General features: G+C 67.8%; 13 protein-coding genes. 7 read left to right on the top strand and 6 right to left on the bottom strand.

The window, feature by feature from the left end:
- The coding region (locus VGK20_10810; protein HEY2774523.1) for an amidohydrolase family protein at window positions 1–1,629 on the top strand (1,629 nt) is incomplete at its 5' end.
- Window positions 1,630–1,733: 104 nt separating this feature from the next.
- On the opposite strand, the gene VGK20_10815 is transcribed toward VGK20_10810, so the two are convergent.
- Window positions 1,734–2,744, bottom strand: coding sequence for a sterol desaturase family protein (locus VGK20_10815; GenBank protein ID HEY2774524.1), 1,011 nt, complete (start codon window positions 2,742–2,744; stop codon window positions 1,734–1,736).
- A gap of 45 nt (window positions 2,745–2,789) precedes the next feature.
- The gene (locus tag VGK20_10820) at window positions 2,790–3,518 is read right to left on the bottom strand and encodes a hypothetical protein (protein ID HEY2774525.1); all 729 of its coding nucleotides are present in this window, start codon (window positions 3,516–3,518) and stop codon (window positions 2,790–2,792) included.
- A 465-nt stretch (window positions 3,519–3,983) separates the two neighbouring features.
- Here VGK20_10820 and VGK20_10825 point away from each other — a divergent pair, with 465 nt between their 5' ends.
- Window positions 3,984–5,210, top strand: coding sequence for a DUF2156 domain-containing protein (locus VGK20_10825; protein HEY2774526.1), 1,227 nt, complete (start codon window positions 3,984–3,986; stop codon window positions 5,208–5,210).
- Window positions 5,211–5,223: 13 nt separating this feature from the next.
- Here VGK20_10825 and VGK20_10830 read toward each other — a convergent pair whose 3' ends face one another.
- Together VGK20_10830 and VGK20_10835 are read right to left on the bottom strand one after the other, a co-directional pair.
- Window positions 5,224–5,955 carry a hypothetical protein gene (locus VGK20_10830; protein HEY2774527.1) on the bottom strand — a complete coding sequence of 244 codons (732 nt, stop codon included), beginning with the start codon at window positions 5,953–5,955 and terminating at the stop codon, window positions 5,224–5,226.
- 50 nt (window positions 5,956–6,005) lie between these two features.
- Window positions 6,006–7,136 (bottom strand): hypothetical protein, encoded by a 1,131-nt coding sequence (locus VGK20_10835; protein ID HEY2774528.1) that lies wholly within the window; start codon window positions 7,134–7,136, stop codon window positions 6,006–6,008.
- A 95-nt stretch (window positions 7,137–7,231) separates the two neighbouring features.
- Here VGK20_10835 and VGK20_10840 point away from each other — a divergent pair, with 95 nt between their 5' ends.
- On the top strand, window positions 7,232–7,855 hold the full coding sequence (locus VGK20_10840) for an alpha/beta fold hydrolase (GenBank protein ID HEY2774529.1): 624 nt from the start codon (window positions 7,232–7,234) through the stop codon (window positions 7,853–7,855).
- Window positions 7,856–7,922: 67 nt separating this feature from the next.
- The gene (locus VGK20_10845; GenBank protein HEY2774530.1) at window positions 7,923–8,282 is read left to right on the top strand and encodes a cupin domain-containing protein; all 360 of its coding nucleotides are present in this window, start codon (window positions 7,923–7,925) and stop codon (window positions 8,280–8,282) included.
- Between the two features lie 131 nt (window positions 8,283–8,413).
- On the opposite strand, the gene VGK20_10850 is transcribed toward VGK20_10845, so the two are convergent.
- Window positions 8,414–9,055 (bottom strand): hemolysin III family protein, encoded by a 642-nt coding sequence (locus VGK20_10850; GenBank protein HEY2774531.1) that lies wholly within the window; start codon window positions 9,053–9,055, stop codon window positions 8,414–8,416.
- 150 nt (window positions 9,056–9,205) lie between these two features.
- On the opposite strand from VGK20_10850, the gene VGK20_10855 reads away from it, so the two are divergent.
- A complete protein-coding gene (locus tag VGK20_10855) occupies window positions 9,206–10,321 on the top strand; it encodes an FAD-dependent oxidoreductase (GenBank protein ID HEY2774532.1) in 1,116 nt (371 codons plus the stop codon).
- 45 nt (window positions 10,322–10,366) lie between these two features.
- Here the strand turns inward: VGK20_10855 and VGK20_10860 are convergent, their stop codons facing one another.
- Entirely contained in the window at window positions 10,367–11,212 is an 846-nt protein-coding gene (locus tag VGK20_10860) for a M24 family metallopeptidase (protein ID HEY2774533.1), read from the bottom strand.
- A 235-nt stretch (window positions 11,213–11,447) separates the two neighbouring features.
- Here VGK20_10860 and VGK20_10865 point away from each other — a divergent pair, with 235 nt between their 5' ends.
- Together VGK20_10865 and VGK20_10870 are read left to right on the top strand one after the other, a co-directional pair.
- Window positions 11,448–12,488 carry an EamA family transporter gene (locus VGK20_10865; protein ID HEY2774534.1) on the top strand — a complete coding sequence of 347 codons (1,041 nt, stop codon included), beginning with the start codon at window positions 11,448–11,450 and terminating at the stop codon, window positions 12,486–12,488.
- A 123-nt stretch (window positions 12,489–12,611) separates the two neighbouring features.
- Window positions 12,612–13,080 (top strand): hypothetical protein (locus tag VGK20_10870; GenBank protein HEY2774535.1); only part of this gene is annotated, 469 nt, incomplete at its 3' end.

Raw genomic sequence — 13,080 nt, forward strand, 5'->3', positions numbered from 1 at the left:
CGCATCGTCGCGGCCGGCAGCGACGATGAGATGAGGTCGGTCGCCGGCGCCGGCGCGAGCGTCGTCGATCTGGACGGCGCGACGGTGCTGCCCGGATTCGTCGACACCCACCCTCACCTTTTTCACTTCAGCCTGCTCGAATACCCCCTCGTAAAGCTCTGGGACGCCGCGTCCCACGACGACATCGTCCGTCGCATTGCCGCGCGCGCCGCGAACACGCCGCCGGGACAGTGGATCATGGCAACGCCGGTCGGCGAGCCGCACTATTTTCTGCGCCGCTCCTGGCGCGATCTGGCCGAAGGAATGCTTCCCGACCGCCGCGTCCTCGATCGTGCGGCGCCCGATCACCCTGTGTGGATCCAGGCGTGGGGACCGACGACGCCGAACATCTGCGTGTTCAACTCGCCGGCGCTTGCAGCGCTCGGCATCGACCGCGCGACCGCTCCGCGCCAGAGCAACGTGTGGATCGAGACGGATGGCAACGGAGAGCCGACGGGGCGCCTGTCGGGCCCGGTCAACACCTACTATACCGGCGATCCGTGGATGGACGAGCTGCTGAAGAAAGTTCCGCTGCTCGATCCGTCGATCGCGGTGCCGGCTACGCTCGACGGCGTCGCGCGCTACCACGGTCTCGGCGTCACGACGATCTACGAGGGCCACGTCATGGGGCAGGCCGAGATCGGCCTCTTCCAGGCACTGCGCGCGATGGACCAGCTGAAGATGCGAGTGCTGACCTCGCTCGAAGCCGAGCAGTACTCGATGCCGTGGCAGAAGCCGATCAGCGACGAAGAGTTCGTCGCGAATCTGAGGCTCTCGCTCGAGATGACCTCTCTTGGCGACGACCTGCTGCGCCACGGCGGCATTACGCTGTCGCGGGGTGGACCGCTCGGTCCGGGATTCCTGCGAATGCGCGAGCCGTACTTCGGGCCTTACGGCGAGCTCACGCGCGGGCGCGAATTCGTCCCGCGCCATCGCGAGAACCTGGCACTCGAATTCTGCTCTGCCCACGACCTTCGGCTGAACTTCATCGGTGCCGGCTATGCCGATCACGATGATTTCCTCGCCAATGCCGAGGCCCTGGCGGCAAAAACCCCGATCTCGCACCGGCGCTGGATCCTGCAGCACAACTACCTGTGCACCGCCGAGCACGCGCGCCGCTACGCCGCGCTCGGCTTCGTCGTGACGACCAGCATGTCGTTCTCGTGCGCGAAGGGAGACCTGTTCGAAAAACGCGTCGGCCAGCACGTATGGGCGGACCTCGTTCCGCTTCGCCGCCTGCTCGATGCCGGCCTTCTGGTCGCGGCCGGAAGCGACTGGGGCCCGAAAAACATCTTCGAGCACATCGCGCTGGCGCAGACGCACGAGTTCTGGGGAAGCGGCCGCCGCAACGACGGTCCGGCCCAGAAGATCGGCCGCGAAGAGGCGGTGCGCACGTGGACCTGCGACGCCGCGCGCGCTCTCGGCTGGGAGGGAATCGGCGCTCTGGCGCCGGGCAACCATGCCGACCTCGTGATCGTCGACCGCGACATTCTCGAATGCCGCATCGAAGACCTCGCCGCGACGCGCGTGCTTCGCACCGAGCTCGGTGGCGAGACGGTGCACGACGCCGGGGTGCTGAAAGCCGGCTAAGTCTTCGCTACTCAGCCCGTAGGGGCGATGTTCGTGCGGCAGACGTGGCATCCGGACCCGCCGCTCACGAGCTCGCGGCGCGGGTGCCCGACCGACTTTCCCGCTCAGCCGAAGGACTGCGGCGCCGCCGACTTCGCAAACGAAGATGCGACGATGCTGCGACACATGCGGAACGGCTCGAGGAACTGGCCGCCGATGCCGGTCGGCAGCGTCGTCTCGGAGCCGACCATCACCGGCGGGCGTCGCAATGCCTGGCGATAGTGCGTGCCGAACACGACGTCCCAGATCATCGTGTTCTCGCCGTAGTTGTGGTTGCCTTCGGCCAGCACGCGCGAGTGGTGCCAGCGGTGCACGCCGGGCGTGTTGAAGATCCAATCCAGCCAGCCGCAGCGCATCTCGACATTGCAGTGCGAGAGCATCCCGACGAATGTCGTGAAAATCGCCAGCCACACCATCATGTCCTCGGGCGCACCGGCCAGCACGAGCAGCGGAATCGAGAACACGATCATCACGAAGCTGTCGATCGGATGCACGCGCCCCGAGTTCATCCACCACAGGCGCCGGACCACGTGATGGACGGCGTGATAGGGCCAGAGCGCCGGGATTTCGTGAAAGAGACGGTGGCCCCAGTAGGCGCCGAAATCCCCGATCGCGACGACAAGAGCAATCTGCGCGGGCACGGGCCACGACACCGGCCACACCGATCCGCCGGCATGTCGTGCGATCCACTCGGCGACCCCGACCAACGCCGCCAGCACCAGCGCATGCGCGATCGCACCGGGAAGGCCGGAGCCGAGCAGCGTGAACACCACGTCGTGCGCGACCTCGCCGTCGTTGTCCTGCCAGAGCTCTTCGTGCGGAAACACGCGTTCGAGAAGCACCAGCGCCGCCGCAAGGAACAGGAAATCCGCGGCGACGATGAACGACCCGTCGATGCCGCGATCCAGACCGACCTTCGTGATCCAGCAACTCGCAGCTGCCAGCACGGGCCACGGCAGCGACGACAGCAGGACGCGCAATCGGTCGCGCGGCGCCTGGCGGTCAACGGCAGGCGTGACCTGCTGCACGCCGCCGCCGAGCGTTGAATGAGGGAACTGGTTCATCCCTCGGGGCATGATTCCGCCGCCCGCGTGAGGCGTCAACCCGCAAGCGGAAGGGAGCTATGCTCCGAGCCTGGCCAGTGCCTGCGCGGCCGGGCCAAACTCCGATGCCATGGCGAGCGCCGTCCGGTACTCGTGCACCGCGCCGTCGCGGTCGCCCTGGTGCTCGAGCAAAGAGCCCAGCAGGACGTGGAGCCGGAAGGCAGGTCGATCCTCGAGGGGCGGCGCCTCCAGGGCTTTCCTCAGGATTTTCTCCGCAAGCCCGGCGTCGCCGCCGGTATCGACGAGCATCTGCGCGGCATCGAAACGCGATCCGTCCGTATCGACGACGCCGGCATCGAGCAGGTGCTCCAGCGCGCGCCGTTCGCCCTCCTCCTCTCCGTGGCGCCGCAACCAATCGCCCAGCTCGTACCAGGCGGTCGGGTTTCGCGGCGCCTCGCGAGCTGCAGCTTCGTACTCGGACCTGGCTGCCGCGTCGTCCTTCCTGGCATCGGCAATCCGGCCACGAAGCGAGTGCGCGCGCGCCGGATCGATAGCGGCCACCGCATCGGCCTGTGCTTCGGCTTCCCTGAGGCTTCCGCCGACGACGGCCGGGGCTTCGATGTAGTACTCCGCCAGATCGGAGCGGGCGACGGCGTCGCGGGGGTCGAGTTCCACCGCACGCTCGAATTCGTGCCGTGCCCTCAGCGCAAGGCTGACTGCGCCGAGCCACGACGCCGACGGCGCCGCTTTCGCGTAGGCCCTGGCCAGCCACAGGTGGTACTGCGCGTTGTCGCCGGCCAGCGCCACTGCGTTCTCACAGAGCGCGATTGCCGCGGCGAAATTTCCGGAGGCGGACTGACAGCGGCAACTCAGGTTCCAGGCTTCCGCATCGCTGCTGCGATCGCGTACACGAGGAGCAAGAGCAGCCATGGCCTCGTTGATCCGACCTTCTGTCAGCAGCACTGACACGGGGGGCGGCGCGGCCACCGCGTGTGCACACGGCAGCACCGTCATCGCGAGCGCTGTCGCGGCCGCAACGAGCAGGCCACAGCCGAACGCATGGGACCGGCCGCTGCTGCACCGCTGCGGTCGCATCGGCCTTCGCGCCACTCCGCGCAGTTGCACGTTCATGAAGAGTTGATGAAGGCAGAGTCGCCATCCAGGCGTTAGTGAGCAAAGACACGGACTGCGGCGGCGTTCCCCGCAGTGGCACGGTCGCACTTTGCACGCAGCAGACTTGCGGGCCGACTCCGACGCTTCTAGAGTTTCCCGATGAAGTCGAGCGTGGCTCTGCGCGAGCCGCAAGCCGCAGACGAGATCGGCATCGTCGAAACTCTCGTCCACCGCTTCGCAAGAAATCCTCTTTCGATCCTCCTTCTCTGCGAAACCTCGTGGGAGTTGTTCCGCGCGAACGCGGTCGAAGGCGGCATCTGCTATTTCAGGGCCCATGGCACGGCAGTGGTGTGGAGCGATCCACTCTGCGCCGGTAAGGACGTCGGAGCAACGTTGTGCGAGTTTCGCGCGGCGATGAACGAAGCGGGCCTTCGCACCTGCTTCCTCGCGATCGGCGAGGATACCGCGCGCGAGTCACTCGGACGGCACAGCGCTGTGCTCAAGGTGGGCGAAGAGCCGGTGTTCGACCTCCGTACCTGGAAGCGTCCACGGGGAGACCGCGGCAAGCGCCTTCGCTGGAGCCTGAACAAGGCTGAAAAAGAAGGGATCGAAGTTACCCGTTACACACCGGCCGAGGCGCGGCAGCCACGACTCGAAGCGGAGATCCGAAGCGTGCTGGCGCAATGGCAGAGCTCGCTCGGCCGCGAGTCGACCTCGACGATCCTGCGCACGGCGCCGCTCGAGAACGCGCAGTGCAAGCAGATCTTCCTCGCGCGCCGTGCCGGACGCCTCGAAGCCGTGCTGGCGTGCTCTCCCGTCTACGGGCGCAACGGGTGGTACCTCGAAGACCTGATCCGCCTGCCGGAGTCGCCCCACGGGACGACGGAGCTGCTGACGGTGGCGGCGCTCGAGAGCCTCGCTGCGCAGGGCTTCGAGTACGCGAGCCTCGGCATCGCTCCGCTGCACGGGTTCGAGGAGCAGATCGACAGCCGCGCGCGCTGGCTCGTCGCCGCGCTGCGCCTGGTGTTCGATCGCCTCGATGCGCGCTTCCACTTCAAGGCGCTGTCGACGTACAAATCGAAATTCGGGCCGACGAGCTGGGAGCCGAGCTACGTCGCGATCTCGCCGGCGTGGCCGAGCATGCGGCTGATTCGCGCGGTGCTGGCGGTGCTCGACGCGCCGGGAGAAGCGCCCCGCACGCGCGCATCGTCGGCGATTGCAGCCGCGACGCAGGTGCCGGTCCTGGCGCGCGTCGGCGCGCTCGGACTTGCGAGCGTAAGCCTGTGGCAGCGGCTGTCGCTCGGCGGCTCGCTCGGCACTGCGTTTACAGGAGTCGGCGTGGCCGTGCTGCTGTGGGTGGTCGGAGGGCTGTTCTCGGAAGTCTGAGCGCCGTGCGTAGTCAGAACGAATAGCGCACCCCCAGCCCCGTTGGTCCCGCGATCCACTGCCACTGTTCGCGCTTCGCGCTTGCGGTGCGCGCTTCGCCGAACGTGCTGCGATAGTCGTTCCAGTCGCCGATCGGGCGCGACGGCTCGGTCCAGACCTGCAATTCGCTGACGACCTCGTTGACGGCGAACGAAGTGGCCCCGCGCGTGCGGTCGCCGAAGGCCCCCGCGACGATGGCGGTGTGGCCGCCGCTGACGGCGAGGTTGATCAGATGCTCCGACCAGCCATAGCGATCCTGCGCCTGCTCGGCCGCCGCGGCGAGTTCCTTTTCGGCGACCTCAAGGCGTTTCGCGCACTGCTCCCCGTTTTGCGCAGGCATCGAAGAGGAAGCCTGCGCGCCGCGAAGAGCCACGCGGTCGTCGAACAGCAGGTCGGCGATTCCCGCGACCGACTCGATCGCGCCGAGGTACTCGTCCGCCTGGGCGCCGTGATCTCGTGAGGTTGCGCCCTGCACCGCCTCGAACGCGGTTCCGATCACGAACACCGTCATCCAGCCTTCCCACCACCACCGCTCGTGCGGGCGAACGGCGTCGAGGCGCGATTCGAGGAACACGAGGCGCGCGCGCGTCGCGGCGTCGCAGGCCTCCAGGGGATCCTTCTGTGCGAGGACGGGACCAGGCAGCGACAGCAGAGTGACCACGAACACGGCCACTGCCGTATTTCGCCGGATTCGAAAACGTCCCATTGGCAGACAAACGAAGCACAGGTCCTGATGCGAGTCGAAGCGCGCTCGCTTCAGCGACGCTGCCGCGTCAGCTCGGCCAGGGTCTCGACGTGCCTGGTGTGCGGGAACAGCGCGTAGGGGGTCAGGCGATCGAGCCGCATTCCTGATCGCGTGACGAGCTCGGCAACGTCGCGGGCAAGCGAAAGCGGGTCGCAGCTCACGTACAGCAGGAGATCGGGGGCGAGCACTTGTCTCGTCTCAGGGTCCAGTCCCATTCTCGGCGGATCGACGATCACGCAGTCGGCCCCTTGCAGGATCCCGTGCGCCGCGGCCGCCTGCCCGGTTGCAATCTTCACTTTCGCGCGCCGGTTTTCCGCGAGCGCCGCCACACCGAGCTCGAGCCCTCGAAGACCCGTCGCACTCGCTTCGTTGAATCGCAGCTCGCGTGAGCGGCCCACCAACCCGAGCCCGATCGCACCGACTCCGCAATGCAGCTCGGCGACGACGAGGCCCGGCGCCACTCTCGAGTGCAGGTCGCAGACCAGTCGCTCGGCAAGATCGAGGTTGCTCTGACCGAAGGCACCGGGCGGGAAGAACAGCGTGGCGCCGGCAAACTTCTCTTCGACGGCCTCGTCGCCAGTGATTCGTTTCCACCGCGGACCGAAGATCGTGTTCGACCTCTCGTCGTTACCGTTCCACCAAAGACCGTGCAGCCGGTCGCCGAGAACGTCGACGAGAGCAGAAGCGAGCGGAAGCGCCGACTCTTCGCTTGGATCGTTGCAGACCAGCGTGATCTGTACGCGACCGCTCGTCCTTTCGACGACGATCTCGACGTAGCGCAGCAGGCCGGCGTGCGTGCGTTCGGAATACGGGCGCGTGCCGCTGCGTCGGATCGCGTCGCGGATCGCGCGCGCGGCATCGTTGATGCGTGGGTGATGGATCCGGCACCTCGGGATATCGACGATGGCGTGCGATCCTTCTTCGAAGATGCCGAGCTTGGGCGAGGAGGCGCGGCCACGCACCGCCAGGCGCGCGCGGACGCGAAACTCGAGTGGATTGCCCTCGACGACGGCATCGAGGCGGGCGCCGTGCTCGCGGGCAAGCTCTTGGAGCGCCGAGGCTGCTTCGATGCCGATTCCGGCATGGCCGTAGCGAGGACAGCCGGGGCACGGAGGCCGGTGGGAACAGGCGGGAATCCTCATTGCAATGCCGCCGCAGCGGCGACGCGCCGTTTCGCGGCGGGGAGGCGCGGGCGTTGATAGCGCGAACCCTGGGTCAGGTACACACTGAACAGCATATGACCGCCGACTCCCCGATCCGCTTTCGTTGCGGCGATCTCGAGCTGGACGGCCGCATTACGCTGCCGCCGGGCGCGACTCGCTCCTGCGTCGTCTGCCATCCTCACCCGCTCTACGGCGGCGACATGCACAACAACGTCGTCGTGGCCGTCTGTGACGCGCTCGCCGACGCGGGCGTTGCAACGCTGCGCTTCGACTTTCGAGGCGTCGGCACCAGCGAAGGCACCCATTCCGGCGGCGCAGCCGAGACCGAAGACGCGGCCGCCGCTGTCGCTGCGCTTGCGAGCGCGAGCGGAACGCAGCCCGTCCTTGCAGGGTATTCCTTCGGCGCTGCGGTCGCGCTTCGCGTCGCGGCGGGTGCGGGCGCGTCGTCGCTTCGCGCCGTCGCAGCCATCGCGCCGCCGCTGTCGATGATGGACACCGCGTTCGCCTCGTCGATCACGGCTCGCGTGCTGCTGGTCGCGGGCGAGCGCGACACGTTCTGTCCTGCCGCGGCGTTCGATGCATTCGTTGTCGGTGTTCGCGGCGCGGCAGCGGTGCGCATCGCCGCCGCGGACCATTTCTTCCAGGGACGCGAAAGCGAAGTGGCCTCGGCGCTGACACGGTTCATCGCCGGCACTTGAGAACGCGCGCGGCTCTGCAAATCTGGGGACCTCGAAGGCGCAAACCGCTGCGCCGCCGGAGGGCCGCATGCATCGTCCCACCGTCACCAACCTGCTGAGCCGTTTCGCCGTCCGCCCCGAGTCCGAGCTCTTCGAGCCGCTGGTTTGCAACGACCACGTCCTTTTCGAGAGGATCGTCTCGTGGGGTCACGCCACTGCGCCGGGACTCTGGTTCGACCAGCCCCGCGACGAGTGGGTGGTGCTGCTCGCCGGGGCAGCGCGGCTGCGCTTCGAGGGCTACGACAGCTGCGTGGAGCTCGAGCCCGGCGATTCGCTACTGATTCCGGCCGGCTGCCGTCACCGCGTCGAGTGGACGGCTCCAGACCGCGAGTCCGTGTGGCTCGCACTGCACTTCCGCAGCAGCGGCCAGGAGCCGCCGCGAAACTGAGAATGGTGCCTGGGAATGGTGCCTGACCCCATTCCTGTGGTGCCTGACCCCATTCGCATAGTGCCTGACCCCATACACGCTATGTAATAGGTTTGGCCCCGGATAGGGGGTTGGTGGCCGAAGGTCGGTGGTCAGGGCAGTCCGACGCGGGCGACGATCGCGTAGAAGTGGCAGGCGCTGCCGGCGATCACGAATAGGTGCCAGACCGTGTGCGCCCATGGCCGGTGCGACAGGAACGCGATGCTTCCGGCCGTGTAGGCGAGGCCACCGAGCGCCACCCACAGGACGGTCACCGGCGGAAGCGCCGCGAACACCGGCCTGCCGGCGAACACGGCGACCCATCCCATCGCAAGGTAGGTCACGATCGACAGGAAGGCGAGGCGGCCGGTGAAGAAGTATTTGAACACGACGCCAGCCGCCGCCATCGTCCAGACCACCGCGAACATCGTCCAGCCCGTCTGGCCGCCGACCCCGAGCAACAGCAACGGCGTGTACGTGCCGGCGATCAACAGGTAGATCGCGCAGTGGTCGAACACCTGCAGCCGGCTCTTGGTCAGCGGATGCGCCGCTCCGTGGTAGAGGGTGGATGACAGGTAGACCAGGATCAGCGTGGAGCAGTAGACGATGGTGCTCGGGACGGCCAGGGGCTTGCCGCTGTGGACAGCCATGCCGACGAGCACGATCGCGCCGACGACGCTGGCCGCGAGGCCGGCGGCGTGCGTGATCGTATTGAAGATTTCCTCGCGCCGGGGGCGCATGGCAAGGCTGCTCACGGGGATCCTGCTCGGGTTGGAAACGATTTGCGAAGCCGCAGCACGGGGCGGCGGTCGCGGGCGACGAATCTACCCCGTTCGCGCCGCCCGCGTCCAGAACATTCGCCGACATTCGCTCAATCGGCGGCGTTCGATGCTGGGAATGTTCGCATGAATGCAACGCGTCGTCGCGTCGTACTCGTCGGCGCCGGACACGCGCACATCGAGGTGTTGCGGCGCTGGAGCCTCGCCGCTCCGCCGGGCGCGACACTGACGCTCGTCGTCGACCGTGATTGCGCGACGTACTCGGGAATGGTGCCGGGCGTGGTCGCCGGCGATTATCGCGTCGACCAGGCCGAAATCCCTGTCGCTCCGCTGGCTTCGCGCGCCGGCGCCGATCTCGTCATCGACGTTGCCGCGCGCATCGACGCGCGATCGCGCACCGTCGAGACCGCCGGCGGCCGCGCCATCGCGTACGACGTCGCGAGCATCGACATCGGCTCGAGCGTGGCAGGGCTGGACCTGCCCGGCGTGCGCGAGCACGCGCTGGCCACACGGCCCGTCGCTCACCTCGCTGGTGAGATCGACCGGTGCCTCGCCGCGCGATCCGGCGTTGCCACGCGAGTCGCAGTGGTCGGCGGGGGTGCCGCCGGCGTCGAGTTGTCATTCACCCTCGAGGCGCGCCTGGCGCACTTGGGGTCGCGTCGCGAAGTCTTCCTCATCTGCGAACGCGAAGGACTTCTGCCGACGTATCCCGCTCGGGTACGCGCCGTCGCGGCCCGGCTGGCGAGCAGGCGAGGCATCCGCATCGAGGCTACGCGGCGGGTGACTGCAGTGAACGAGCACGGGCTCGTCTTCGAGGACGGGACCCTGCCAGCCGAACTCGTCGTGTGGGCCACGGGCGCAGCTCCCCCTGCCCTGCTGGCCGACAGTGAGCTTGTGCGTGACGCGCGCGGCTTCGTGCGCGTTGCACCGACTCTCGAAGTAGTCGGCCAACGCGGGTTGTTCGCGGTCGGCGATTGCGCCTCGATCGACGGTGCCGAATGGGTACCGAAAGCCGGCGTGCACGCGGTGCGGGAAGCTCCGGTCCTCGATGCGAATCTTCGCGCCGCCCTGGCCGGACATCCGCTGCAGCACTATCGACCGCAGCGTGATTTCCTTTCTCTGATCAATCTCGGGCACCGCCGCGCGCTCGCCGCCAAATGGGGCTTCGTCGTGACGGGACGTCTGCTGTGGCTGCTGAAGGACAGGATCGACCGCGGCTTCGTCGCGAAGTACCGCGTCTGAGGCGAGTGTGCAGCTTCAGAATGTCGCGGCCGCGAGGCGGCGGACTCAGGCTGCGGCGGCCGCCCAGCGGCGGTGGTGCGGAAGCTCGTCGTCGAGCCAGAACGCATCGTCATCGGTGACGACGAGCATCTCTTCGAATTTGGCGCCGGTCTCGCCGCGCGCGACGTGCGGCTCGACGGCCCAGATTCCGCTCTGCAGCGGGCAATCGCTCTGGCGCGTCGCGTTCCAGTTCGGCGTGAAGGAAGCCGCGGCGTTGGCCGCGACGAACGAATACGCGAAGAAATAACTGACCGGCAGCGGCGCGAGTCCCCAGATTCTCTGGCCTCCGAGCCAGCCACCGAGACTGCGCGTCACCCGGTGGCCCAGCACTTTTCCGATGTGTTTCTTGTGGCAGTTCTCGAAGCCGGCCTCGCGGATCAACACATCGATTTCGCGCGCGACCTCGCGCATGTTCGCACGCTCTCTTGCGCGCTCGAGAATGTGCGTGCGGCAGTGCGCGAGCAGCGCATCGGCCTCGCGGAACGTCGCCGTGTCGGCGCCGGGACGCGGCACCGCGAGCGAGCAGTCGATCATGAATCCGTCGAGCAGCGGCGCGGCATCGACAATGAGCGCGTCGTCTTCGCGAAGCACGCGATCGGTTGGCAACGCGCCAAGCTCGCCGAAGTCGCCGGGGTAGGTCGTCCGCTCTCCGAACAGCGCGACAGGAACGTGGAAATAAGTCGTCACGCCCTGGCCGCGAAACTCGCGCCGCAGCTCCCGTGTCGCTTCTTTTTCGCTGATGCCGGGCTCCAGCGTCGCAGCCACGCGCTCCAGCGTCGCGAACACCTGGCGCTGCAGCGTGCGAAATCGCTGGAGCTGCTCCTGCGTGAATGTGTCGGCCTGGACCCACATAGCTGAGGCGCGCTCTTGGCGCGGGGGCGGCGCGGTTGCAACAGTCCCGGCCGATAGCGACGTCCGCGCGCTGGAAGCGGCTGGTGCGCGGCCCGCGGCAACTGAAACTCGGCGCGGCCCGCACGGGCCGGCCACCGCGGCGCGACGGCAGCAGCGACTTCTCGGCGTTCCCGGCTGACGTCCGCCGTGATCTGCAGTTTCCCGCAAGCCATCGGACGGCGTAAACGGGAAGGCGATGGCGATTTTCGCTGCCCTTGCCGCCGCGTTCCTGTTCGGCATCAGCGCTCCGCTGGCCAAGGTGTTGCTGCGGACGATCGACCCGTGGGCGCTGGCCGCGCTGCTCTACCTCGGCTCGGGATGCGGCCTCGTGCTGCTCCGGGCGCTGCGCGGTCGCTTCGCGGTCGAGCTCGATCGCGAACAGTGGCGATGGCTCGCGATTGCAACTGCGATCGGGGGCGTCGTGGCTCCGATCCTGCTGATGTCGGCGCTGCGGCAGATGCCTGCTTCCGAAGCGTCACTGCTGCTCAACGCCGAAAGTGTGTTCACTACGCTTCTGGCGTGGCGATTTTTCGGCGAGAACGCAGGCGCGCGCGTCGCGGCCGGGCTCGTCGCGATCGTTGCCGGGGCCGTCGTGATCGGCTGGCCCACCAATGCGCAAGCCGGCATCGGCGGCGTGGTGCCGACTCTGGCCGTGCTCGGCACCTGTCTTGCGTGGGCCCTCGACAACAACCTCATGCGAAGGGTTTCGCTTGCCGACGTCACCGACGTCGCAATGCTTCGCGGCCTTGCGGCCGGCACCACCAACCTCGTGCTCGCGTTCGCGCATGGAGCGTCGCTGCCGGAACCGTCCGGCGTCGCCTCCGCCATGACGCTCGGCTTCTTCAGCTACGGCGGAAGCCTCAGCCTCTACGTGTATTCGCTTCGCCACCTCGGTGCGGCGCGCTCCGGCGCCTGTTTCGCAGTGGCGCCGTTCTTCGGTGCGGCGATCGCGCTGCTGCTGCTGCACGAGCCGCTGACGGCGGCGCTGGCCGTGAGCGCGATCCTGATGGCGGCCGGCGTCGCGCTGACCGTCGCCGAGCCCCACGCCCACCAGCATACCCACGAACGGATGGAACACGTTCACGAGCACGTGCACGGCACTGGTGACCTCCACCACGAGCACGTGCACGAGCCGCCGGTCCCCGCCGGAACCCGGCACAGCCACCCCCACCGTCACGACAGACTTACGCACACCCATCCGCATTTCCCGGACGCCCACCACCAGCACGTGCACTGACCTCCGCGCCGTTGGCAGGGCTGGGAATTTCGCTGTGTTGACGAGCACTTCGCGGTCGGGCAGGCGCCCCCGTCGTGGCCATGTTCACGAAATCGTCATCCCGTTTAGGGTATCGTGGTTCGGATGTCCTCCCCCCCCGCCGGGCGCCTGCAGCGGTTCACCAAGGCACTTCGTCCCAATCGGCTGGTCAAGATCCTGAGCGGCGCGGCCGCCGTCTGGCTGCTGCTTCCCGATGACGGTACGGACGCCAGGGCGATCCACCGCACGTTTTCGCGTGAGGTCTGGCGCGACACCGGACTGGTCGAAAAGGCGATACTGGCCTTCGGCCTGCTGCTGTGGATCCCGACCAGCGCCGTGCTGATCGTGCTGTGCACCCGCAAGGCGGGCGCCCGCGTCCGCAGCCGCAGCGGGAAAAGCATCGCACGCCAGATGGCCGAGCAGGCGCGACTGGCCTTCGCCTTCGGCATCCCGGCACCTTGGTACTACGTCTTCGAGTTCCACGACGACGCCAAGCGGGCCCGCGCGCTGGAATACCTCTACCGCCAGGAGACCAAGGACGCGCTGTACGACCTCATGCGCGAGCGCCTTTCGC

It is taken from the genome of Candidatus Binatia bacterium (assembly GCA_036493895.1).
In the GTDB taxonomy this organism is placed as follows: domain Bacteria; phylum Desulfobacterota; class Binatia; order UBA1149; family CAITLU01; genus DATNBU01.

Excerpts from the sequence above, each read along its gene's own strand:
- VGK20_10815 (HEY2774524.1), bottom strand. The coding sequence starts at position 2,744 with ATGCCCCGAGGGATGAACCAGTTCCCTCATTCAACGCTCGGCGGCGGC.
- VGK20_10825 (HEY2774526.1), top strand. The coding sequence starts at position 3,984 with ATGAAGTCGAGCGTGGCTCTGCGCGAGCCGCAAGCCGCAGACGAGATC.
- VGK20_10830 (HEY2774527.1), bottom strand. The coding sequence starts at position 5,955 with ATGGGACGTTTTCGAATCCGGCGAAATACGGCAGTGGCCGTGTTCGTG.
- VGK20_10835 (HEY2774528.1), bottom strand. The coding sequence starts at position 7,136 with ATGAGGATTCCCGCCTGTTCCCACCGGCCTCCGTGCCCCGGCTGTCCT.
- VGK20_10840 (HEY2774529.1), top strand. The coding sequence starts at position 7,232 with ATGACCGCCGACTCCCCGATCCGCTTTCGTTGCGGCGATCTCGAGCTG.
- VGK20_10845 (HEY2774530.1), top strand. The coding sequence starts at position 7,923 with ATGCATCGTCCCACCGTCACCAACCTGCTGAGCCGTTTCGCCGTCCGC.
- VGK20_10855 (HEY2774532.1), top strand. The coding sequence starts at position 9,206 with ATGAATGCAACGCGTCGTCGCGTCGTACTCGTCGGCGCCGGACACGCG.
- VGK20_10860 (HEY2774533.1), bottom strand. The coding sequence starts at position 11,212 with ATGTGGGTCCAGGCCGACACATTCACGCAGGAGCAGCTCCAGCGATTT.
- VGK20_10865 (HEY2774534.1), top strand. The coding sequence starts at position 11,448 with ATGGCGATTTTCGCTGCCCTTGCCGCCGCGTTCCTGTTCGGCATCAGC.